Genomic DNA, 25,165 nt, shown 5'->3' on the forward strand with positions numbered 1-25,165 from the left:
AAAGCACTCTTTGGCTGGACAAATGACAGTATGGCATCTCTTTATACCAAGAGCGCAGATCGCAAAAAACTCTCCCTTGAATCGATACAAAAGCTCCAAAAAAGTTAGGGATAGAGATAAAAAAACATAATAGAATCAATAAGCACCTAATCCCTTACTACAAATATAACTTTTTGATTTAATTATTATTTGTTACCGTTGCTTAAAATTATAAAGTTTAAGTGCATAGAAACAAATAACAAGCCAAGCAATCCAACTAACACCTATAATTAAAACTGGTCGTGTCTCATCAAAGTACCATAGGAGAATAAAAATAAAAACCATAAATAAAATAGAAAAAATCGATCCTATTGGCCAAAATGGAATGGGAAATTTTAAACCATTCTGAGCTTCTTTAGGCATCTTAATTCGCATAAAAAATTGTGAAAGTAGAATCATCATCCAAACAAAAACTGTCGCAAATGTTGCCATTGCAGCAATAAGAAAAAAAAGCTTTTCATGATAAAAATAATTAAGGACAGCACCAAGAAGAAAAATACCAAAGATCATCAAAATAACAAAAACTGGTATACCGTTTTTTGATAAATATTGAAACTTTTTTAAAGCATAACCTTCCTGCGATAAACCATGGATCATACGACAAGCACCATACATTCCACTATTCATTGCTGAAATAGCCGCTGTAACAACAACAATATTTAAAATATTTGCTGCATATGAAATCCCAAGATTTTCAAAAATGGATACAAAAGGGCTATCCATGAGACCAATCTCATTCCAAGGATAAAGAGACATTAAAATAGCTAACGTCATGACGTAAAAAAGCAAAATACGAACTGGAGTAGAATTAATTGCCTTTGAAATCGTTTGATGAGGGTTTTGAACTTCCATGACTGCCATGCCAATGATTTCTATGCCACCAAAAGCAAAAACAACAACACTAAAGCAAGCTAAAAAACCAAACCAACCATTGGGAAAAAGTCCACCATTTTTCCATAAATTATGAACAGTAACGGTAGAAAAATCTGTACCTTCACCCCACCCCCAAAAAATAATTGCTATTCCTAAAATAATCATCGCAATGATAGCGATAACTTTAATAGAAGATAGCCAAAACTCTAGTTCACCATAGACTTCTACAGCAGCTAAATTAATACCTGTGATGATTAATGTAATACTCAGTGCCCATACCCAAGGAGCAACATCAGGATACCAAAACCCCATATAAGTCGCAAAAGCTGTAATATCAGCCAAACCAACAAGAATCATCTCAAATACATATGTCCATCCCGTTAAAAAACCTGCTAATGGTGATATGTAATTTGCCGCATAACGAGCAAAAGAACCAGGCAATGGATTATGAAGTATCATCTCTCCTAGAGCCCGCATAACCATAAAAATAGCTAAACCAGCAATACAATAGGCAATCAAAACACTGGGACCCGCAAGCTTAATTGCCTGTGCAGACCCATAAAAAAGACCTGTTCCAATAGCAGAACCAAGAGCTAAAAAAATAACTTGGCGTTTACTCATCCCTCTTTTCAGTTCATTTATTGCCATTTCTTTCCTTACTTTTTGAAATGCTGACAATCCACACCACGATAACAGCTCTATGAGAAATAAAGCCTCATGTTTCTTTCACAAATATATTTCAAAAAACATCGAAGACCAGCCAGTCCAACACTTTGCTCTAAACAATGAAAAAATACTTTTATTGCGTATTGCGAATTATTCAGCTTTTATATATTGCGAATTATTCAGCTTTTATAGCCTGCAATTTCGTATTATTTTATTCAAATAAAGTGATAATGAATTTTTTCATAATTGTCATTTAATTCATTTCGTATTCTCTAGTTTTTTACAGAGAAAATTAACCTTAATGTAATCTAAACTTTAGGCTTCTATTTCGGTGCACTGAAATAGAAGCCTAAAAATTCATAACAAACACATTAACTATGCATACAATTAATTTTTTGTTACTTTAAGCAAACTTTCTTTGAGCCCATAAAACAAACTTTTTATGCCAATTGAATAGCTCAATCAATGATAATACGAATCTCGCAAGTTTTCAAAAGCATGAGAAAATTTATCTACAACCCATCTTTTAAGGACTCCAGCTGCCTTAACGACAAGCTTTCCAATGAAAAAAAAATATACGATAAAAAGAGCATCTTTGATTATTGGTCCGATGATAGCGTTCTCATTACCTCTGGGAATTTGCCCTGAGATAGCAATAAAATCTTTGTTTTTCGCTGAAATAAGAGGCTCTTTCTCTTGGGCCACTATCATAATGAAAACTTCCTCTGGAAAGCTAGCTCTCCTAAAATTTGCATGAATCTCAAGAATTTGAGAGAAAAAAAGAAGTGTTATTAAAACACATAATTTAGCACTTTTAAACATTCTTTTCTCCTTTTTTATTTTAAATATCAAAAATGAACTATAAAATTCATAAAGTATTAAAAATAAGAAGAATATAAAATAAAAATTTTATTTTTACTTGATACAATACATATATCATAATTTATATTTATAAAAATACAATATCACGAATATATAATTCGTATATATTATTTAACTTATATTAAAATTTCTGATATAAATCAGAAAATATAGGTGCTTTAATTTTATAGTTTCTATAAAATAACAAAATATCTAGTTAACTACAAAAATCAGATATATACAGTAATAAATATATAATTTATTAAATAATTCAAATATAGTATTGCTCCTCTATATTTTCATATGAGGAAGTTTCAAAATTCAATATCCCCCCTTCAGCATTGACCTTAAAACAAATACTATTGAAAACTTAATGAAGGAAAAATTGTTTCTGGTAAAACAGATAATAAGTGCCCTTCACGCACAAGTATATGTGCTTGATGAAGATCTGGAGCCAGATAGCGATCTTCCTTAAGAGAAGCAACATTTTTTCGTAGACATTCCATAACAGATTGCAAAAAAGTACTTGTTTTTAAAGGTGCACGATATTCAATTCCTTGTGCTGCAACAAGCGTTTCAATGCCAATAAGTGTAAAAAGATTTTCGCTCATTACCAATAACCGACGCGCTCCATGGCAAGCCATTGAAACATGATCTTCTTGATTGGCAGAAGTTGGGGTTGAATCAACGGAAGCAGGATGGGCCATTTGCTTATTTTCAGACATTAAAGCTGCCGCTGTTACTTCAGCAATCATAAAACCTGAATTAAGACCCGCATTATGTGCTAAAAAGGCTGGAAGTCCATAAGAAACTGCTGGATCAACCATAAGAGCAATACGCCGTTGAGAAATAGATCCTATTTCACATAAAGCAAGAGCAATCTGATCAGCAGCAAACGCTACAGGTTCAGCATGAAAATTCCCACCTGATACAACTTCACCATTCCTTAAAATCAATGGATTATCTGTAACAGCATTTGCTTCAATAATCAGTGTTTTTGCTGCTGCCAGCAAAATATCAAAACATGCCCCCATGACCTGTGGCTGGCAACGTATACAATAAGGATCTTGTACACGCTCATCCCCCTGTAAATGTGCTGCACGAATTTCTGAATCCTCTACAAGCTTTTCTAATGTTTTCGATACGGCAATCTGCCCATAATGTCCTCGTAAAATATGGATATCAGGATGAAATGGCGCCGTTGATCCCATGATAGCATCTGTCGTCAAAGCCCCTGCCAACAATCCACCACACAATGCCCGATAACCTCGAAAAAGACCAGCAAGTGCAAGGGCTGTTGATGTTTGAGTCCCATTAATAAGAGCTAGACCTTCCTTTGCCTCTAAAATAATAGGGGACAATCCCGCTTTCTCTAATGCAACCGCCCCACTCATACGAATATTTTGAAAAAATGCTTCCCCTTCTCCCATCATAACAGCCGCCATGTGAGCAAGTGGAGCTAGATCACCTGAAGCACCAACAGACCCTTTTTCAGGGATGACAGGAATGACGCCCTTTGCAAGCATATTTTCCAGCAAATTTACTAATTCTAGACGAACTCCTGAAGCCCCTTTTCCTAAAGAGATAAGCTTTAAGCTCATTATCAAACGCACAATATTTTCAGCTAAAGGCTCTCCTACCCCACAACAATGGGACAAAATAAGGTTTCTCTGTAAAACAGCGACATCGTCCGCATCAATTTTAATGGAAGCCAACTTCCCAAAACCAGTATTAATGCCGTACACAGGCTCACTTCCAGCAGCAATTTCAGCAATGCGCTGAGCCCCTTTCTTGATAGCTAAATGCGTGTCATTATGAAGTTTACTCACTTCACCATTAAAATAAATAGCTGCAAGTTCACTAAGCGTCACTTCGCTCGGTTTCAGTATAATAGTCATAATTTACTTTCTTTTTTTATCAAAGTATAATGTTTAGCATTATTGATCCTTCTATAAAACAAAAAAACTATAACGACTCTTTAAAACGAGAATGCTTTCTTAAAGACATTCCTTACAGTGGAGTCATTATTCAAAAGTAGAATAGTTTACGATAAATGAAAATGAAATATTGACAAGCTCAACCAAGGTCATGGATTTCAAAAATAGACAACACATTAATTTATAATCATGATCTAGCATTATTAATATTAAATGAGAGAGCGGAATATCTTAAGATTCTTTCATTCCAAATCTGTGTATGTTGAATCAATCAAAACCATTCGCTTGCACGTCATAAGCGAGATTGTCGTATGGATAAAACTGTACAAAAAAGGACTAAAAACTCCTCTTATAAACCATGTCAAGGGCTGTCGCAACATTGGAAAATGACAAAGTGTGTGATGGTGCAGGCTTATTCTTTTATGAAGCGTAAAGATGGAGAACTCAATGGATTTATCATCAAGCTATTCCTACTAAACTTATAAAAACCTTAAATAGATAGCTGCCACAATCTATCATGATTGCAAAAATTAAACTCTATAGAAAATTAAAAAACTTATTCAACACATCACAACAGAGAAAAAATTGAGCTTATTTGCCACTTCTAAAATTGTATTTAAAGCGCCAGATTAAACCTTGAAAAACACATCTTCAATAAAACCACATAAGACTCGGACTAACCCGTTATTTAAAATAGAAAATAAAAGAAGTTTTCTTATATCAAAAAAAATTAATTAATATATTGTTTTTATATTATATATTCTAAAAAGAGAAATGCTTCATATAGCATATTTATATTTTACTTTTTGTTATATTCAATCTGAATTTAGAGATAATTTCAAAATGAGTTGTTTTTTAAAGGTTCTTCCAAGCCATTACCTTTTTTACTACAAATTTCTGATTATGATAATTTTTTGTACTTTTTCAGTTATTTTTGTCAAAATTTATTAAAAACACTCTCATTTAATAATAAAAAGCAATCATAAAAACAAAGAATTATCAAACATTTCTATTCAATCTACCTCTTTCCATTTTATAAAATAATCTGTTGTTAAACTGCAGTAAAGAAAGCGCTTCGATGCTATAATGCAGTGCATAAATTTTCTATTTAAACTCTCTCATATTAAATGAATAATGAAAATCAACGGTAATAAGATGTCAATGTGAATGCTGAAGAAAAAAACTTTCCCCCTCAAAGTCTGCCTTAATAATGCGTTAATTTCCTGAATACCGCCCACTCTGATGTGCTAAAAGAGCAAAAGCAATCATCGATATCGGATTATCCTGCATACATATAGAGCTCACTTCGATACAAAAGCTCCAAATTGCCTTGCACTTCATATTTCTTTATCAATGCGACCAATTGCCGCAAATATTCTTCCCCATAGAAAGCAATAGCGCGTTGCGCTTGCGTTGAAGAGCGGCTCATTCCAATAAAAGCTTCAGATGGGATCATCATCGTCCAATTGTGCGTATGAAAAAAAATCTTTTCTGGATCTACCCCAAAGCCATCACTCATTTCCTGTAAAAAATCAAAATTACGATAATACCGAGAATAGTTCGGACTCATTTTCTCTAACAATGTCTCATAAGCCTCTAGAAATTCGCTATGCTGGAAATCGCGATTATTTTGAATAACCGCCATGACACCATTGACCCGAAGTTGATCTGAAACAGAACAAAGCAACTTAGAACGATCCATCCACTGAAACGCTTGCGCTGCAATGACAAGATCAACCTCGCCAATTTGAGGCAATAGGTCTTCGGCACGGCCCTGATACCACTGCACCGTAGGAAATTTTTTTCGCCCCTGCTTAATCATATCTGCCGATACATCGATAGCATGATATTGGTGCTCATTTCCTAAAAATTTAACAATTCCCTCTAATGCGATGCCTGTCCCAGCACCCACATCCACAATGGACAAATGCTTTTTGTTCTTAAAAGGATGGAGCATGGTTTTAAATAAAGTAAGGGGATAGCGAGGACGATAACGATCATAATCATTAGCCAATCCATCAAACTTTTCACTTTGCCGCTGAACACTTTCTATCATAGGACTTTCACCCTCCTTCTCAATTACTACCATACATAATAAAAAAGCCTTTTTTATCCAATTCATTAAACATAACTTCTAAAGGAGGAAAATAAGAACTGCCCTGACCTTCTATCTTTCCATAAGATTGATACTTACATTTTTCTCTTTTCCAATTGTTATCTGCACGTTGCGAAATCCAAAACTCCTACGAAAATAATATAATTTTCTGTAATAATAATTGATATAAATATTATTGATCTTTTATAAGATGACATCTATATTACTATTATTATTTTAATATCAACAAGTCACTTAAGCGTACCTAAAACGCATAGAGATATCAATTTATTGATAAATACGCCTGTTTATAAAGTTCAAAATACTTTCCACCAAGAAAATAAACCCTATATAATACATAAAATATCTGTGGAGACATCTTTATGTTAAATGTACAAACTTCTTCAATGTTTAAAATATTAAAAAAATTTCCAATCGTGATTTTTTTGGCATGGTTAGTGCCATTTTTAAGTGGGTGCGGATTTAATACGATACCAACAAATGAAGAAAAAGCACATGCAGCATGGAGTGAAGTGCTCAATCAATATCAACGTCGTACAGATCTCATCCCCAATCTTGTAGAAACAGTTAAAGCTTACGCAGCTCATGAACAAAGCGTTTTCACAAATGTAATTGAAGCACGCGCCAAAGCAACGCAGGTCAACATTAATGCAGATATGTTGAATAATCCAGAAGTTATGCAGCAATATCTCAAAAATCAAGCAAATTTATCAAGTGCACTTTCGCGGCTTATGGCTGTTGTTGAAAACTATCCGGATCTTAAAGCAAACCAAAACTTTCTTGCTCTTCAATCACAATTAGAAGGAACAGAAAACCGTATTTCCGTTGCGCGCCGCGATTATATTGAAACAGTACGTGCCTACAATACTGCACTCAAAACAATGCCGACGATGATTTGGGCAAAATTATGGTTTCGTGATGCTAAACCTATGCCAACTTTTACCATCGATACTGATAGCCAACAAACACCAAAGGTTAATTTTAATTAATGAAATCATTTCGATACTCTTTGCAACGTATTGTATTTCCAAAATTATGGGCTTTTATCTGCTCTCTGTATTTAGTTGCTGCATTGGGAAGTATCGCTTGTTCGCAAATAAAATTTCCTCATTTAACAGGTTATGTTAATGATGTGGCTCATTTGCTCGATAATGCAACCAAAGAAGACTTGACAAAAAAACTGGCAGCACTCGAAGAGAAAACGGGAGATCAAATTGTTCTTGTGACACTCCCTACTCTTTCTGGCAATGATATAGAAACATACAGCAATTCTCTTTTTCGTACATGGGGATTAGGCCAAAAGAAGATCAATAATGGTGTATTACTGGTCATTGCACCGAATGAACGCACAGCACGTATCGAAGTTGGATATGGTTTGGAAGGAGAGCTAACAGATGCTCTTTCCTCTGTCATTATTAATAGCTTCATGATTCCTAATTTTCGTGAAGGAAATTATCAAAAAGGAATTGCTGAAGCAGTTGATGCAATTATCAAAGTTATTACAGAAAGTGATTCTGATTTTACTTTTCGCATCAAAGAAAAAGCTAAAATCGTTGAAGAACAACGTAAACAAGCTGAAAAAGAAGAAATAATTATAAATACAATCATGTTTCTCATTCTCTTTATAGTCGTTGGTTTGCCCATTCTTGCAATGATTTTTGGTAAAAAAGTGGGTCCACAAAAGTATCTCTGGCTGGGGATCATCTTCACACCTTGGTTTCTTAACTTAAGTGCCGGTGGCAGATATCCTGGTGGAAGGTTCGGTGGTCCTCGAGGTGGAGGGGGATTTAGGGGTGGTGGTGGATCATCAGGTGGTGGTGGTGCAACAGGAAGATGGTAAAAGGAACGTGGATTTTTAAGCGTAGCAAATCTTCTTAAGATAAAATTTATGAACGTATTCTCTTTTATTCAACAATTCTATACCTTACTCTGTAATCACTTTTATTGATTAAAAAATAAACTCAAACATCAAGATAAATATTACCAATGACATTTGAATTGAAACATACGGATCGTAATCACTTATCACATCATTTTAATGCAATTCTAGGAAATCCACCCGTTGAATGGAAGATAAGTGATCATCTAGTTGAGTATCCTGAAGCTCTGCGTTATATGCAAGAACGTGTAGAAAAAATTCTTGCAAAAACCGCGCATGAACAAGTTTGGCTTCTTGAACACCCTTCCCTTTATACAGCGGGAACGAGTGCAAATAAAAAAGATCTTTTAGCGCCTAATTTATTCCCTGTTTATGAAGCAGGACGTGGAGGTGAATTTACATATCACGGTCCAGGACAGCGTATTGCTTATATCATGCTTGATCTTAAACGCCGAAAACAAGACATTCGTGCTTTCATTAGTGCATTAGAAGAATGGATCATACAGATGCTTGCCAACTTTAATATTAAAGGCGAACGCAGAGAAGATCGCGTTGGTGTCTGGGTTAAACAGTCTCATTGCCCATCAAAACAAAATGATCTTTCTTCCGAAGATAAAATTGCAGCTATTGGCATTCGAGTGCGCAAATGGATAAGTTTTCATGGAGTTTCTATCAATGTTAATCCTAACTTAGCCCATTATTCAGGAATTGTTCCTTGTGGAATTACAAACCACGGTGTAACAAGCTTTCTTAATCTCGGTTGCCATGTAGCAATACATGATGTTGATATTGCTCTCAAACACGCTTTTGAACAAATTTTTGGCCCAACAATCGATGTTTCCTAAGTGCATTGATTTTTAAATAAAAAACAGGCATAAAATTATTTTAATAATATTTGATTTTATGAGGTGGATAGTTAAACGCTATGAGCGATAACAAAAAGGATCTTTTTAGTGTTTTAAATAAAGCCCAATCTCGGGTAAATACAAAAGAAAACACTCTGCAGTCTCCAATGAAATCAAACGCGATGATTTCAAGAAAAAGTGCAAAAGATACGCAAGAAGATGACTATAATGCCCTCTCTATTCGAGTTCTTGAGGGTTTAGAGCCTGTACGTTTACGCCCTGGAATGTATATTGGTGGAACAGACAGTAAAGCGCTTCATCATTTATTTTCCGAAATTATTGATAACGCGATGGATGAAGCTGTTGCGGGTTATGCAGATTCTATTGAGGTCTCATTAGATAGGAACGGTTATATAACCGTTACAGATAATGGACGCGGTATTCCTGTTGAAAATCATCCTCAAATGCCTGAGAAATCGACTCTTGAAGTTATTATGACACAACTCCACTCAGGGGGAAAATTTGATGGAAAGGCTTATCAAACTGCAGGTGGACTTCATGGAGTAGGAATTTCTGTCGTCAATGCTCTTTCTGATGATATGGAAGTTGAAGTTGCACGAGAACGAAAACTTTACCGCCAACGTTTCTCACGTGGTATTCCTCAATCTGGATTGGAAGATCTGGGAGATGTTTATAATCGTCGTGGTACGCGCGTTCGTTTTCATCCTGATCATGAAATTTTTGGTGAAAAAGCAGCTTTTGATCCAGAAAAAATCTATAAGATGACATGCTCCAAAGCCTATCTTTTTGGTGGCGTAAAAATTCGCTGGTCTTGTGATCCCGTCATACTTGAAGGCGCAAAAAATATTCCTGAAAAAGCTGTTTTTCATTTTCCCGATGGGCTTAAAGACTATTTACTTTCGTCACTAAAAGATGAATATCGAGTAACGTCAGAAATTTTTTCTGGCAAAACACAACACAATAATGGCCATGGCTCCGTTGAGTGGGCTATCGCTTGGCATGGTGGTGATTCTTGTGTGCAATCTTACTGCAATACGATTCCTACAGGAGAAGGCGGAACACATGAAATAGGATTACGTCAAGCTCTTTTGCGTGGATTGAAATCCTACGCTGAGTTAATAGGAAACAAGCGCGCAACGATTATTACGTCTGACGATATTATGATTTCAACAGCCGCAATACTTTCAGTCTTTATCAGTAACCCTGAATTTGTTGGACAAACAAAAGATCGATTAGCAACCATTGAAGCACAGCGTATCGTTGAGAATGCAATCCGCGATCCTTTTGATCATTGGTTAGCAAATTCCCCACAAGAAGCAACAAAACTTCTCGATTGGGTTATTGAACGTGCTGAAGAACGTGTTAAACGACGCCAAGATAGAGAAATAAGTCGAAAAACTGCTGTCCGTAAATTACGTCTGCCCGGTAAACTTGCAGATTGTAGCCAGAACCATGCTTTGGGTGCTGAACTATTCATTGTTGAAGGGGATTCTGCAGGAGGATCTGCTAAACAAGCAAGAAATAGAGCAAACCAAGCAATTTTACCTCTTCGTGGTAAAATCTTAAATGTCGCCAATGCTGCACATGAAAAAATGAACTCAAGCCAAACAATTAGCGATCTTATCCTTGCTCTTGGATGTGGAACACGCTCCAAGTATCGTGAAAAAGATCTTAGATATGAACGTATTATCATCATGACAGATGCTGATGTTGATGGTGCTCATATTGCGTCACTGCTCATTACCTTCTTCTTTCAAGAAATGCCTGACCTTATTCATCAGGGACATTTATATCTTGCCGTCCCTCCCCTTTATAGAATATCGCAAGGAGGAAAAGTTGCTTATGCTCGTGACGACATTCATAAGGATGAATTGCTCAAAACTGAATTTACTGGAAAAGCTAAAATCGAAATCGGGCGTTTTAAAGGGCTGGGTGAAATGCGCGCAGAACAACTTAAAGAAACGACTATGCATCCTCAAAAACGTACATTGCTTCGTGTTTCTATTGATGCCGTGGAAATGCAAGAAACGAAAAAGACTGTAGAAAGTCTCATGGGAACAAAACCAGAAGCACGATTTCGTTTCATACAAGAAAACTCTACTTTTGCTTCTAATCTAGACATCTAATGTAAAAAACATCCCTTTCAAACCACTGCAGCTGCGTCAATCACGCGCAGTTGCGGATTGATCGTTCCATTCCAATAATTCAAACTAAGATGACCAGCTAAATGAATCATTTCACCAATATTTTCAAAAAGAAAATCACCTAGCGATGTCCCTACAGCACGAAAAGCTATTCCTTGCAATTTTTTTCCTTCAACATTAGATACAACGAGGCGAAGATGTCCTTTACCAACTTCAGATAGATTCACCAGTCTATGAGAGGGAAGAACAAAAACAGGTGTTGCATTCCCTGCTCCAAATGGCCCTGCTTTTTCAAGCAATTCAAACAGTGCTTCATTAACACCAGAAGCAGAAAGAGAACCATCTATACTAAGAGATTTTTTTGCACGCAACTGTGAAACCATTAAAGAAACTTTTTCTTCTAGCCATTTTCGAAAGATTTCAATTTTTGTTGATTGAATTATAATTCCTGCGGCCATACTATGTCCCCCTCCTTTTTCTAATAAATTTAATGTAACAGCTTCACGAACGAGTGCTCCTAAATCTATACCATTAATTGAGCGTCCCGACCCTACGCCATTTCCATCTTCTTTCAAAGCAATAGCAAAAACAGGACAAAAAAAACGCTCTTTGAGACGGGAAGCAAGAATACCAATAATTCCCGGATGCCATTCTTTATGAGAAATTACAAGTGACAAGGGTATTTCTTGATCTTGATAAAGAGATGCAATGTAAGATTCCGCTTGTGCTAATTGAATGTTCTCCATTTCTTGGCGTTCTTGATTAAGCTGATCTAATTGTTCTGCTATTCTGTCCGCTTCATCTTTATTCTCACAGCTAAGCAAACGTGCTCCCAAAGCTTGATCACCAATGCGCCCTCCTGCATTAATTCTAGGACCTAATAAAAAACCTAAATGAAAACTATTAAGCGGCTCCCCTATTCGTGAAACCTTTGTTAAAGCTGTTATTCCTGGATTATGCATAGAACGAGCAACTTGAAGCCCTTTTATCACAAAAGCACGGTTAACCCCCTGTAATGGAACGACATCACATATGGTTGCCAATGCAACAAGATCAAGCATACTTAAAAGATCAGGCAGCTGCCCTTGGAATTGTTTTTTCCGCAGCAAATGATGAACCCAAGCTAACGTAACAAAAACAACGCCCGCTGCACATAAATGCCCCTGTTTAGAAAAATCATCAGGGCGATTAGGATTGACAAGAGCAACGGCTTCTTGATGAATCTCTGACATTTGATGATGATCTAAAATCACAACATCAGCACCAGCAAGCCTCGCTGCTTTTACCGCATCTGGACTATTTGCGCCACAATCAACAGTGATAATTAACCGAGCACCTTCTTGCACAAGCATCCTCATTGCTTGTTCATTCGGACCATAGCCTTCAACAATACGATCAGGAATATAAATTTTGACTTCAATACCAAAATAACGAAAAAAACGCGCTATGAGTGCTGAAGAACAAGCACCATCAACATCATAATCACCAAAAACAGCAACCTGTTCTTGATTGAGAAGAGCCTTAACAATACGCTCTGCAGCGCATTGCATATCCCTAAAACTTTCTGGATCCGGCATAAGTGTACGCAATGTTGGATTAATAAAAGCAATAGCCTCAGCTTCATCCACATCTCTTGCTGAAAGTACTCGAGCTAACTGATCTGGAAAACCAAATTTTTGAGAAATAGCGCGCGCATTATTTATCCCTTGAACATCAAGGGCATCTAACCAAGCTTGACCACAAGCAGAAGATTCAACATTAAGAAAATAACGAGACCACTGCATTATTACTTATTTTATAATGAAGAACGATAAAATACAATCATGCGTTAAAGATAAAATAGTCTTTTGCAACATTCATTTTAAATTTAAATGGTCCACAAACTTCTTTAATGTAGTATTATAATACCTTTCTCATAACATGTTGTTTTATAAAGTTTTTATTTTCTCTTGACGTCAATCAAAAGACATTATATCAGAACAAGTGGTATGCGTTAAATATTTCGCTATGGTAACAATTTTCAACGCAAAACAGTAAAAATTCCCTTATATTAAAAGGGTTCTAATAAAGGATACTTCTATGGCAACTTTTTCACAAAAGCCAACTGAAGTGGTGAAAAAATGGGTTATTATTGACGCAGAAAACCTTGTTTTAGGTCGTCTTGCCACATTTGTTGCTAACCGCTTACGTGGCAAACATAAAGCTACATTTACTCCACATGTTGATGATGGTGACAACGTTATTGTCATTAATGCAGATAAAATAGCTCTCACTGGCAAAAAATATACGGATAAAAAATATTATTGGCATACCGGCTATATTGGTGGAATCAAACAACGTACAGCACGTCAACTTCTTGAGGGGCGTTTTCCCGAACGCGTTATTGAAAAAGCGGTAGAGCGCATGATTCCTCGGGGTCCCCTTGGTCGCCGTCAATTGAAGAATCTACGTGTTTACGCTGGAAGCCAACATCCACATGAAGCACAACAGCCTGAATCTCTTGACGTTGGTGCTTTAAACCGCAAAAACAAAAGGATTGCTTGATTATGGCTGAAATTAATTCTCTTTCTGAGCTTAGCATAGTAACAAGTATTACAGAAACACATGAAAATGTTGTTCCTGTTCACGTGCAAAAGCTTGATTCACAAGGACGTGCTTACGCAACAGGAAAGCGTAAAGACGCTGTTGCACGTGTATGGATTAAACCAGGTTCTGGAAAAATCACGATCAACAATAAGGAATTTGACAAATATTTTGCTCGTCCTGTTCTTAGAATGATTCTTCGTCAACCAATTGTTGCAACAAATAGGGATACCCAGTTTGATATTATTGCAACCGTTGCAGGCGGTGGTCTTTCCGGACAAGCCGGTGCAGTGCGCCATGGCATTTCCAAAGCTTTAACCTATTACGAACCAGAACTTCGCTCAATCTTGAAAAAAGGTGGGTTTCTTACCCGTGATAGTCGTGTTGTTGAACGTAAAAAATACGGTAAAGCAAAAGCACGTCGTTCTTTCCAATTCTCAAAGCGTTAATTTCATTTTTTGTACAATGCATAAAGCCTCGGACAAAAACGGGGCTTTTTTAAACTGCTAAAACAGACTTTTAGATGAATGTAGGAACAAATCTATACCGATTAGAAAAAACAAGAATGCAAAACAACCTCTTCTCTTAAGATAAAAGGCAAGAAAAATAGACCGAAAAAATTCAAAACTTCAGTTTCAATTTTTTAAATCTGTTTTACTAACTTGTAATATATCGACGTGCTAAAGCACAAAAATATTTACGCGACAACTTTAGCAATCTTATAAGCTTTTCAATATTTTTTCTATCATCACTTAACAAGCTTTAGTCCAAGAAATGCTTTACCATTGTGATAAAATGAGGGACAGAAATAGGCTTTGACATATATTCTTCACATCCACTGGCACGAATTCGCTCCTCATCGCCTTTCATAGCAAAAGCTGTTACAGCAACAACGGGGATTGATCGAAGTTCTTCATCTTCTTTTAATTGTTTAATAACATCTATTCCAGAGACCTCTGGCAACTGGATATCCACAAGGATAAGAGATGGCATTGATGAACGCGCCAAATCTAATGCCATAAGACCATTACGCGTTTCAACGGTTTCATAACCACTCGCTTCTACAAGATCGCGAAATAACTTCATATTAAGCTCATTATCTTCCACGATCATGACTTTTTTTGACATTCGTATAACTCCACCCTTCTCAGATAAAATAGAGAAATAGAAATGAATCCACATTCTCTTTGCTTAAGATAAAATGATAAAATGAATTGTAAACCACAAAGAGATTAAAAGATTCCAATAAAAGCATTTTTGCAAATATTTGTAAGACGCATCGCTATACTTATTCAGTTCATCAACATAAAACCCACAAATAGTCGTAAGATTGTGTGACCTTGTATTTTTTGAGTTGATATACAAAGTTTATGGATGTCTCAATTAATGCATTCGCGTTTTCATCATAAAAAAATATCAACCACAAACTTAGCTCAAATGCGCATTTTGAAGAGGAAAAAATTTAAGTAAATTTAAAAAGCAACTGATTAGCTGAATTTAATGCACCATATACTGGCATCCACAAAACAATATCTTAATGATATAAAAGGATAAACTTATCAATGTCATTAAGAGTAAAAAACAAATAAACCGTGATTAAATATCACGGTTTATTTAATATAAAACATTCAATAACAGCATAATTCAAAGTTTATCAAGGATAATATCTTTTAATTCAAAGCCCATGAACTATGAGAAAAAGCATCGAATGTTCTTCCACCTGTCTTTCTGTTAGGACTCGGCGGCTTTCTAGTAAAGAAATATACAAGATATGCGATGAGACCAAAAATCGCTGTCTCCAACCCCATTAAACCCGCAACTTTTTGGACATTTTTCTCAGCCCCGTGTCCTCCAAACTGGCTAATAACCATATCAACAGCTTTAATAACTCTATTTTCCTGTGTCATTACAGAAATAAAACCAGCATTTTGAAATCTACCATTTAAAGAATCAGCATTGGCTCTTAAAATCTGTGAAAAGAAAATCGCTACTGCAACAAAACATACTATACAATGCTTGAATATTTTCATCATAACCACCTAATTACAATATTTAATAAAATAAATTTTCTTTACCGCCCCCTCTAAATAGAAAACATTCCATCATCTATCGATAAAGTATATTTATCTTCTTATAATAAAAATATAATACAAAATTTAATTAATAATTTTATTTTAATTGTTATTTTTTGTATTATATTACACTTATAATATATCCGTTACATGTTTATTTAATAATTGTCAATTATTTTATTTGTAATTTACATTATGTAGTTTAATGATAAAAATATATTAAAATAAAATTATTTTATTGTTTTTATTATAAATTTATCTTTATTAGCATAAATATTATTATGATTTTATAATATAAAAAATATCAATATGTTGTTTTTTAGTTACACATAATATTTTTATTTTTTTGTATAATATAGTAAAATAAATATTTTATAAAATAATTTTTCCTTAGTATAGATTGAGAAAAAATATTTTCCCCAGCTACAATTAGCGTAAGCACTAGCTTAATTCTTTGATTAAAAAAGCTAAATTAGGTAATATAAGGGATAACTTTGGTGAATGCGCTAAATCTAATGCCATAAGCTATTACACATTTCAACGATTTCACAGCCATGCGTTTCTACAAGAACGTGGAATAATTTTAATAAAGTTCATTGTCTTCCACAATTATAACTTTCTAACATTAATATAATTCCACGACTTTAAGATAAAATAGAGAAATAAAAATGAATAGACCTTCTTTCTAACTAAGATAAAATGATTAAAAATATAAATCATAAAAAATTTAAATAACGTTGATATGGATAGATTATTTGCTAGCAAACAATCTTCTCTATTAAATCAGAGTGTTCACTACTATGATATTGTAATTTCAATCACGACAACACTTCAATAACAGACTAAAATATAGATTCACTATAAGCTTAAAATAAAAATTTTGGAATTGATCATACATACAATGAATGAACCGTAACATACAAAAGTAATCATAACACTAGAAAGTGAAAAAGCTTATCACTCTTGTTCACTATTCCTTCCTCACTCATTTTTTTTGTGTTATTTTTAAAGTCTTGTAAAAGATATGAATTACATACAAAAAAATTTAGCCCTTTGTAATCTCTACGCCATCAATCACATTAGTTTTATTAATGATAAGCAATAACATCTGTATAGCTCTAAGCTTAAATAGCAACACCAGATTAAAGTATCATTTTTATTTATTGTAAAAGAGTATGTAAAACTTCATTTTACTCTTATCATTGTTAAGAAAAATTGAAAAATGAGCTTATTAATATTTAAAAAATAGAAAATATTTTTTTACAAAATAATATTTTATTTAATTACTTTTTAAAATAACCTATTTAAAATAATATAAATATATTATGTTTATATTGTATGTGTTTAAATTGTATATTTTTAATTAAATAATAATATTTATAATAACACTAAAATATTACATAATAATTATCTTTCTATTAAATAGAATAAGAAATTAACAAGAAAATCAAGTATAATTCTCTTTGTTTACAAGAACAACAAAGAAATATATTTAATTATGTTATTGAACTCAGTTGCGTTGCCATCGTTTTTGCCTGCTTGGATTGGTGAATCCTTTTATTTCCAAGCAATTATTAACTGAATTTTGACTGCTCAGCATGCTGAAAAATCTCTATGTGATTGTTGTCTTGATAATTGCTATCATGTTGTTTGGCGAAGCTCTTAGCTTTCTATCGGGCAACTTAAAAGCTTTATTCTGTCAATTTTCTTATTGTTTAAGCAAAAACTCATCCACGTAATAATATATTGAATGTACCAACAAAATCCGCACGAATAACCACATTCTGCACATATAAAAATTACCCATCTTTGACAATTTTTTAGTACTATAAACGCAACAAAAATAAATTTTGCTCGGAGGAGAAAGCACTACTAATATTGTACACCATCTTACAATTGGCTTGTGTCATCAAGCAGCCATCTAAACTCAAACTAATCTAAAACCAAGAAATTTAACTATCTGATTTTTATTGTAAATTCTTTGCTCATAGCTATAGAAATACAACCGATTTTATGCATGAATATGTCTAATAAAAATCCTCATGTGTAAATTTTACATACCCTATACCGCCAGCATAAATAACGATATTTTACAGTACGATAGAATTTTCACTCAATTTTTTATTTTTATAATCATGATGACTTTTATATTATCCCCCTAATCCATTAAATTTACGCATTGTTTTCTTATAACTTATGAAAGTCATGACCATGGAAAGAAAAGCGCTCAACAGAAGATATCCAATATTCCATTCGTCTTTACCAAGCAACAATGACACAGGCAAGGAAGCAGAAAAAGCCATGGGAAGCATAAACAAAAGCCATTTTACGATGCTTAAAGGATAAATTCCTATTGGCACAAATGAAAGCTCGTAAATCATTTCATGAAAATATTCGACAGGCATCTTACGGCTAATAATAAATGTTATAAAATTGAACATCATGAAAAAACAAATATTGACGATAAAAACACAAAATATTGCAACAATAAAAGAGATCCATCTTAGCTTAAGATCAGAAATATTCGGTAATGATACAAATAAATAGGCACTAACATAAAGGACAAAGAGCTTGATCAAATTAAGAGGTTTACACCAACCAAACAACATCAACAACCAGATTGAAACGGGCTTTATCAAGTATGGTTCAATTTTACCATCCGCTACTTTTTCAAAAAACGTTTCAATAGAATTAGTAAAAATATTCAAAAATATTCCAAGTAAAACAAAGACAACAAAGATAAAATGGATTTCATCTCTGCTATAGTTACCGATCTTTCCTGAAAAAGAAGATATTCTATCAATAAATATGAATTGAATAAAATAATAGCATAGAGAAAGCATAAACTCCCCAGCCAAATTCTTACCATAAACAATCTGTCGGCGGATATTCAGACTGATAAAATGAAGGATGATTTTCATCTCAACCACCTGCTCCATTATATGCTTTCATCCCTTTATTCCAAGCAATATAAATTAAGAATAAAAAACACAAAATATAAGTAAAACTTCCGAAAATAAACTGCTGAAACAACGCTAAATTTTGCGTCGCGAAAAACTCGGCAGGAGCTGATATCATGAAACGATAAGGATTAAATTGCATAAGCGGAATAAGCCACACCGGCCAAAAAGATGGTGGTAAAAGAACACCCCCAAGAAGCGCTGAACTGAGAATACTGAAAGAAAGTAATATATTGTACTCAATCACCCAAAAGCTTAATAAGGCAATTCCAAAAGAGATTAAAAAACAAAGCAATTGTGATAGAATAACAACCAAAAAAAAGAACAGAAAAGCGATGACCAATCCCAGAATATTTTCATAGGATAAAACAAGCTTAACAACAAAAAGAGCCAATAAGGGAATGCTATATAATACACTCTCCCCTAAAAAAGTAAAAAGCATTTGTGTCATATAACTAAAGGGCTTTGTAAGATATACTTCTAATTGACCTTCTTTAACATGATGAGAGAAAAACTTAATCACATTATAACCATTATTTAAGCGACCTAGGACTAAAGCAAAAGCATAATAATACATCATATCATAAAAGCTAAAGCCATTTATGGTGTTGCCCGTATCAGAGAAAAGTGCATTCCATAATAGAAGTTGAATAACAAATGGCGAAAGTGTCCCAATGATAATATCGGTAAAAAACATTGCTCTATCACTTAGAACAGTCAGTAATCCATTCTTGGCAAAAAGAAACATACCAAAGTAGTGGTTAGATAAATTCTTTAAATTTAACACGGAGCATCTCTTCAAGCGAGGGAGTGGATACAGAGAACGTACAGTTCAATTTGGTTGTAATTTCGCGTACAAAACGCGCAAAATCCTCACGGGGCAGCGAAACCTCCAGCGAGCATTCTTCAGCGTTAAAGTGCTTATCTTTTAAAGAAGTAGATAATTTCAACGCAATCTCATCAATTTTTTCTACAACAGCTGAAGGTACAGCCATGTGTTCACAAAAAAACGTTATTCTCACCAAAGAAGGGATGACATTTTTAAGCGCGTGAAGATTACCATGAAACTGTTTCTTTCCTTTATGCAAGAGAATAATATCATCAACGTATCCATCAATATCTCCCATATCATGACTTGTGATGATATATCCAGTGCCACGCTCCTTTTTCAGTTTTTTAAGAAGCTCCCTGATTTCATGCTTAGATGTAATATCAAGACCAATACTTGGCTCATCGAGAAACAACAGTTTAGGTCTAAAGGAGAGATTAAATGCCAATTCACTTTTCACTCTCTCACCCAGACTAAGCATCCGCACTGGCTTATCCATAATATGCTCAAGGCCCAGTAACTCAGCGATCTCTTTAAGATCACGGGTAAAAGAGGCGCGTTCAAGACCATATAATGGTTGAACCATATCCAAACTGTAGCGTAAGGGCAAATCCCACCATAAACAATTCTTGTGACCAAAGACCACACCCAAAGACTTGAACAGATTTTTCTTCGCTTTATAAGGATCAACACCAAGGACTTTAACACATCCCTCATCAGCGTATTGTATACCAGAAAGTATTTTAATCAGTGTCGATTTACCCGCTCCGTTAGGGCCAAGAATTGCTAACGATTGCCCTGAAAAGAGGGTGAAACTCATATCTTTTAACACATGATGATTTGTATAAACCGGCTTGAAGAGAGAAAACACCTTGTTTTTAAAACCAATTCCTCTGTCAATGTTGCGATATATTTTTGAGACGTTATTAACGTCAATCAATAATGATCCCATCAGTCACTCCTAATTTCAACTTATCTCCCCTTTGAATGTTCCCATAATAAATATCTGTTTTGTTCACTAGAAAAAACAAAAGTGTTCAAGCCCTCCCTAGAGCAATAAAACGCGCCTGACGTTTTATCTCCAATTTTTTGTCTAGATATTTTTTTAATGTGATGAGTTCACTTCAATGAAGCATTAAGATACTAAAAACTTATTTCTTCTTTTATGAAAGATGATCTTTTGGATAAACTAAGTAAGTAGAAAAATAATTGCTCATTAAAAAGAGAACTTTGCTAAGAAGGCTTCATTGTGTAAGTAAAGCATAAATCTATACTATAAGCATATCAAACCACATTTATAACAGAACAAACTTCCTTGACAACAGGATTTTTTTGAGAGTCTACTTTTCCTAAGCATTACTATAAAATGCCTTCATTATTCCCCATAAAAAACTAAAATCGCTTTCTCTATTTTAGTAAATATCTTTCAGATTTTATCTAACTCATCTCCCTCAACAGACACGCCTTCCCAATATATGACCTCTATAGATAATTCAAAGAAGCAGCTTCATAAACTCAGATTATTAAATGATACACCATATCCAAAAAATAACAATACAATCAATATGGATAAAGAGCTGTAGAAAGAAAGCCATGATATTCGAAAATTTCATCACTCAAAAACATAATTTTCTCATAGCGATTGACTTATCAAAAACTTCCTTCAAATGATGCCCTATTCATCTTATTAAATTTATAGACAAAATTTTATATCAATCAAAAAGAACAAATGAAGTTTCTTTACTCTGTTTCAGCATCACTCTCATTAAAAGACAAAAGATTAAAACTTTGAACCATATGAGGTGGTAAAGGTGCAACAATGTCCAATATTCCTCCTGAAGGATGAGGAATACGAATACGACGTGCATGAAGATGAAGACGATTTTGAATTCCTCCTGGTAATGTCCAATTACTATCAGAAAAAAAATACTTTGTATCGCCAATGATAGGATGATCCATATGGGCAGCATGCACACGAAGCTGATGTGTTCTCCCAGTATAGGGTTCCATTTCAAGCCACGAAAGAGCCCGCCCTCTCGTATCTAAAACGCGATAGTAGGAAACCGCATGATGTGAATCTGGCTCCCCATGTTCACAAACACGCATTTTGTCACCTTGTGCAGTCATTTCCTTAACCATCCACGTTGAAATTTTGTCCTGCTTTTTTTTAGGCACGCCCCGAACCAACGCCCAATAAGTCTTTTTTGTTTCTCGCGCTCTAAAAGCAGCTGTTAAGGACTGAGCAGCTCCCCTTGATCGCGCAACAATAAGCACACCCGACGTCTCACGATCAAGACGATGAACCAAACGCGGCTTTTCACCTTTTTTATTGCGCCATACCTCAAGCATACTATCCATATGACGTGTTAAACCAGAGCCTCCTTGTACAGCCAATCCAGCTGGTTTATTAAAAACAAATACCTTTGGATCTTCATAAAGCAGCATTTTTTTCAAAACGGTCCCATCATCCTGCCCACGAAGTGTTTTATCCGTTATTGAAAGATTTTCCTTGTCATTAATAGGGAGAGGTGGAATACGAACAGCCTGTCCTATACAAAGACGCGTATCGGCTTTAACACGTCCACCATCAACCCGTATCTGACCAGAACGCAACAATTTTTGCAAAGCTCCAAAACCAAGTCCTGGATAATGCACTTTAAACCAGCGATCTAAGCGCATTCCATTTTCATCTGCCTCAACTTTTTTTATTTCTATGCCTGCCATGAAAATTCCCTTACCTGATAATTTTATTGATCTATTTTTGCGCCTTTATAAACACAAAAATTCATATTTTAGTTGGTTTTATCACACCATATTACAGTTAGTATCCAAAATTGCCTTTTCTTAACATCCAAATTTTATTAGCTAAAAACTAAGCGTTGTAAAAATCAACAGCCTTTACGCTTAATAGCGAATGGAGATAATTAACCGTGTCCTTATTCAAAACCTATGCACGTGTTCTCACTTACCTAAATAGAGAAAAAAATGCATCCCTTTTAATCTGTACCGCTAATGTTATATTAGCTATTATCACTATTGCAGAACCTATTTTATTCGGACGTGTTATTGATTCTATTTCAGAAAAATCAGCTATCATTCCTACTCTTACCATTTGGGTTTGTTTTGGACTTTCACATATTATTGCTTATGTCCTTGTTGCTCGCGGTGCTGACCGCTTAGCCCATAGACGCCGCTTAACGGTTTTAACGGAATCTTTCGAACGTATCATTGCCATGCCTTTAATTTGGCATCAACAACGTGGAACTTCCAACGCACTCCATACACTTTTGCGCGCAATAGATTCCATGTCAACCATATGGCTTGATTTTATGCGCCAACACCTCTCAACGCTTGTCGCCTTATTGGTTCTCATCCCCATAGCGTTTAATATGAATTGGCGTCTTTCAATAGTCTTGGTTGTGCTTGCCATCACCTACGTATTAATTGCACGTTTAGTGATGCGAAAAACAAAAGACGGACAAGCCGCTGTGGAATGCTACCACCACAACCTTTTTAAACATGTCAGTGATTCAATCTCTAATGTTTCCATTGTACAAAGTTATAACCGAATAAAAGAAGAAGCTTCTATACTGCATCAACATACAAATGCTCTGCTTAAAGCACAAAATCCTGTTCTCAATTGGTGGGCGCTCGCCAGTGGCTTAAATCGAATGGCTTCAACAATTTCAATCGTTTGTGTTCTTCTCCTTGGAGCTTTTTTTGTTGCAAAAGATCAATTACGAGTAGGTGAAGTCGTTGCTTTTGTTGGATTTGCACAACTCATGATTAGCCGCCTAGACCAAATGAGCAGTTTTATTAATTGTGCAATATCCTCACAAGCAAAACTGCAAGAATTTTTTGAAATGGAAGACTCAACCTTTCATATCAACGAACCGCAAAATCTTCCTTCCCTCCAAAATGTTAAAGGCGCCATACAATTTCATCACGTGACCTATCAATTCCAAAATTCTTCTCAAGGTGTTTTTGATATTTCCTTTGAAGTTAAAGCAGGACAAACTGTTGCGATTGTAGGACCAACAGGGGCTGGAAAAACAACATTGATCAATCTGTTGCAGCGCGTATACGACCCTACCCTTGGGCATATCTCCATTGATGGAATAAATATATGCTCAATCAATCGCGAATCTTTACGCAAATCTCTAGCAACAGTATTTCAAGACTCGGGTCTTTTCAACCGTACTATTCATGACAATATTTCAATAGGAAAAGCGAGCGCAACGAATGAAGAACTTTATGAAGCAGCAAAAATAGCAGAAGCTCACGATTTTATTCTAAAAAAAGCTGATTGTTATAACACAATAGTGGGCGAACGAGGATCTCAATTATCAGGTGGAGAAAAACAACGACTAGCAATTGCACGCGCTGTTTTAAAAAATGCCCCTATTCTCATTCTAGATGAAGCAACAAGCGCTCTTGATGTTGAAACAGAAGCACGAGTCAAAGATGCTCTCGATTGTATAAGCCATAACCGTACTACTTTTATTATAGCACATCGCCTCTCAACAGTACGCAATGCTGATGTGATACTCTTTCTGGATCATGGTCACTTAATGGAAAAAGGAAACTTTCAAGAATTAATCGATAGAGGGGGACGTTTCTCTAAATTTTTAAAGGCAAGTGGTTTAACAATCAAACCACCAAAAAGAGAAGGAGAAAATGTTATCCCCTTACATGAAGCCATAGCATCATAAAATTGACACTCTTTTCAAGCAAAAAAATCCTCCTCAGAATAACAAGAGTGCTTATATATGATACAAGTAAAAAGATTTCTAAAAATACCACAATCCATTTTAGGTATTTAAGAAAAATATTAAAACAGTCTAGTATTTTCTCTGCTATTGCAATTTTACTAGATTGGGACAAAAATATTTCCCTATATCTGTGAATATTGACGAGTATACATTCTCATTTAGGGAAAATGTAAAGGTAAAAACAATTTCCAGTTTTACCGTCTTCTTTTTACTCAGCTTTACGAATTTCAAAACGAACTAAAGAAATATCTTTTAAATAATGAATATTATGTATTGCGTTGCACTTTGTTTATCACTTTCTTTATAGTCCTCTCATAAAGAACAGAACATCATTGTTTTGCACATTCATATGACTTTTTTTAAGAAACATTTCTCAATGCTCTTAAGCCCATTTCACAACGACATTCGTGAGTGGTTTTGATTAATTTAACATACACAGAATTTGAAATAATAAAATCCTACGAATATTCGTAGCTCTTATTCAAAAGATAAAACGATAAATTATCATTATAACTCAATGTATTAAAGCAATTTTATCATAAATAAATTAGATGTTAATCTAAATCTT

The 25,165-nt window shown here is 34.7% G+C and carries 18 protein-coding genes and 1 pseudogene; 8 read left to right on the forward strand and 11 right to left on the reverse strand.

Going from position 1 to position 25,165, the window contains the following annotated elements; translation table 11 throughout:
- Positions 1-108 (forward strand): annotated as a pseudogene (locus tag ACFIK2_RS00150) (integrase); the annotation flags it as partial.
- A gap of 84 nt (positions 109-192) precedes the next feature.
- Here the strand turns inward: ACFIK2_RS00150 and ACFIK2_RS00155 are convergent.
- The 4 genes from ACFIK2_RS00155 to ACFIK2_RS00170 all read right to left on the reverse strand — a co-directional run bounded on the left by ACFIK2_RS00155 (position 193) and on the right by ACFIK2_RS00170 (position 6,432).
- Positions 193-1,560: an amino acid permease gene (locus tag ACFIK2_RS00155; protein WP_375634743.1), complete on the reverse strand. Its 1,368-nt coding sequence runs from the start codon at positions 1,558-1,560 to the stop codon at positions 193-195.
- Between the two features lie 480 nt (positions 1,561-2,040).
- Complete coding sequence (locus ACFIK2_RS00160; RefSeq protein ID WP_375634742.1) at positions 2,041-2,400, reverse strand: hypothetical protein; 360 nt, start codon at positions 2,398-2,400, stop codon at positions 2,041-2,043.
- Between the two features lie 398 nt (positions 2,401-2,798).
- Entirely contained in the window at positions 2,799-4,337 is a 1,539-nt protein-coding gene (gene hutH, locus ACFIK2_RS00165; RefSeq protein WP_375634741.1) for a histidine ammonia-lyase, read from the reverse strand.
- Between the two features lie 1,318 nt (positions 4,338-5,655).
- The gene (locus ACFIK2_RS00170; protein WP_375636973.1) at positions 5,656-6,432 is read right to left on the reverse strand and encodes a class I SAM-dependent methyltransferase; all 777 of its coding nucleotides are present in this window, start codon (positions 6,430-6,432) and stop codon (positions 5,656-5,658) included.
- Positions 6,433-6,854: 422 nt separating this feature from the next.
- Between ACFIK2_RS00170 and ACFIK2_RS00175 the strand changes: the two genes are divergently transcribed.
- From ACFIK2_RS00175 to parE, 4 genes are all read left to right on the forward strand, one after another.
- Positions 6,855-7,481 carry a LemA family protein gene (locus ACFIK2_RS00175; protein WP_375633780.1) on the forward strand — a complete coding sequence of 209 codons (627 nt, stop codon included), beginning with the start codon at positions 6,855-6,857 and terminating at the stop codon, positions 7,479-7,481.
- A complete protein-coding gene (locus ACFIK2_RS00180; protein ID WP_375633781.1) occupies positions 7,481-8,332 on the forward strand; it encodes a TPM domain-containing protein in 852 nt (283 codons plus the stop codon). The genes ACFIK2_RS00175 and ACFIK2_RS00180 overlap by 1 nt, the downstream gene beginning before the upstream one ends.
- A gap of 146 nt (positions 8,333-8,478) precedes the next feature.
- Complete coding sequence (gene lipB / locus ACFIK2_RS00185) at positions 8,479-9,216, forward strand: lipoyl(octanoyl) transferase LipB (RefSeq protein WP_375633782.1); 738 nt, start codon at positions 8,479-8,481, stop codon at positions 9,214-9,216.
- An 80-nt stretch (positions 9,217-9,296) separates the two neighbouring features.
- Positions 9,297-11,363 carry a DNA topoisomerase IV subunit B gene (parE, locus tag ACFIK2_RS00190; protein ID WP_375633783.1) on the forward strand — a complete coding sequence of 689 codons (2,067 nt, stop codon included), beginning with the start codon at positions 9,297-9,299 and terminating at the stop codon, positions 11,361-11,363.
- 17 nt (positions 11,364-11,380) lie between these two features.
- On the opposite strand, the gene recJ is transcribed toward parE, so the two are convergent.
- The gene (recJ, locus tag ACFIK2_RS00195; RefSeq protein ID WP_375634738.1) at positions 11,381-13,165 is read right to left on the reverse strand and encodes a single-stranded-DNA-specific exonuclease RecJ; all 1,785 of its coding nucleotides are present in this window, start codon (positions 13,163-13,165) and stop codon (positions 11,381-11,383) included.
- 295 nt (positions 13,166-13,460) lie between these two features.
- Between recJ and rplM the strand changes: the two genes are divergently transcribed.
- Both rplM and rpsI read left to right on the forward strand, forming a co-directional pair.
- Positions 13,461-13,925, forward strand: coding sequence for a 50S ribosomal protein L13 (gene rplM / locus ACFIK2_RS00200; RefSeq protein ID WP_015856544.1), 465 nt, complete (start codon positions 13,461-13,463; stop codon positions 13,923-13,925).
- Between the two features lie 2 nt (positions 13,926-13,927).
- Complete coding sequence (rpsI, locus tag ACFIK2_RS00205; protein ID WP_015856545.1) at positions 13,928-14,413, forward strand: 30S ribosomal protein S9; 486 nt, start codon at positions 13,928-13,930, stop codon at positions 14,411-14,413.
- 313 nt (positions 14,414-14,726) lie between these two features.
- Here rpsI and ACFIK2_RS00210 read toward each other — a convergent pair whose 3' ends face one another.
- The 6 genes from ACFIK2_RS00210 to ACFIK2_RS00235 form a co-directional block, all read right to left on the reverse strand.
- Positions 14,727-15,092: a response regulator gene (locus ACFIK2_RS00210; RefSeq protein ID WP_273724078.1), complete on the reverse strand. Its 366-nt coding sequence runs from the start codon at positions 15,090-15,092 to the stop codon at positions 14,727-14,729.
- 542 nt (positions 15,093-15,634) lie between these two features.
- Entirely contained in the window at positions 15,635-15,994 is a 360-nt protein-coding gene (locus ACFIK2_RS00215) for a hypothetical protein (protein WP_375676759.1), read from the reverse strand.
- Between the two features lie 2,192 nt (positions 15,995-18,186).
- Complete coding sequence (locus ACFIK2_RS00220; protein ID WP_375633785.1) at positions 18,187-18,975, reverse strand: ABC-2 family transporter protein; 789 nt, start codon at positions 18,973-18,975, stop codon at positions 18,187-18,189.
- The gene (locus ACFIK2_RS00225) at positions 18,959-19,783 is read right to left on the reverse strand and encodes an ABC-2 family transporter protein (protein WP_375676755.1); all 825 of its coding nucleotides are present in this window, start codon (positions 19,781-19,783) and stop codon (positions 18,959-18,961) included. The genes ACFIK2_RS00220 and ACFIK2_RS00225 overlap by 17 nt, the downstream gene beginning before the upstream one ends.
- Positions 19,758-20,777 (reverse strand): ATP-binding cassette domain-containing protein, encoded by a 1,020-nt coding sequence (locus ACFIK2_RS00230; protein ID WP_375629017.1) that lies wholly within the window; start codon positions 20,775-20,777, stop codon positions 19,758-19,760. Before ACFIK2_RS00230 ends, ACFIK2_RS00225 begins: the two co-directional genes overlap by 26 nt.
- A 788-nt stretch (positions 20,778-21,565) precedes the next feature.
- The gene (locus tag ACFIK2_RS00235; RefSeq protein WP_375643218.1) at positions 21,566-22,549 is read right to left on the reverse strand and encodes an RluA family pseudouridine synthase; all 984 of its coding nucleotides are present in this window, start codon (positions 22,547-22,549) and stop codon (positions 21,566-21,568) included.
- Between the two features lie 206 nt (positions 22,550-22,755).
- Between ACFIK2_RS00235 and ACFIK2_RS00240 the strand changes: the two genes are divergently transcribed.
- Positions 22,756-24,537 carry a glucan ABC transporter ATP-binding protein/ permease gene (locus ACFIK2_RS00240; protein ID WP_375676756.1) on the forward strand — a complete coding sequence of 594 codons (1,782 nt, stop codon included), beginning with the start codon at positions 22,756-22,758 and terminating at the stop codon, positions 24,535-24,537.
- Positions 24,538-25,165: the final 628 nt, after the last annotated feature.

It is taken from the genome of Bartonella sp. AP88XZML (assembly GCF_042195565.1).
GTDB lineage: Bacteria > Pseudomonadota > Alphaproteobacteria > Rhizobiales > Rhizobiaceae > Bartonella.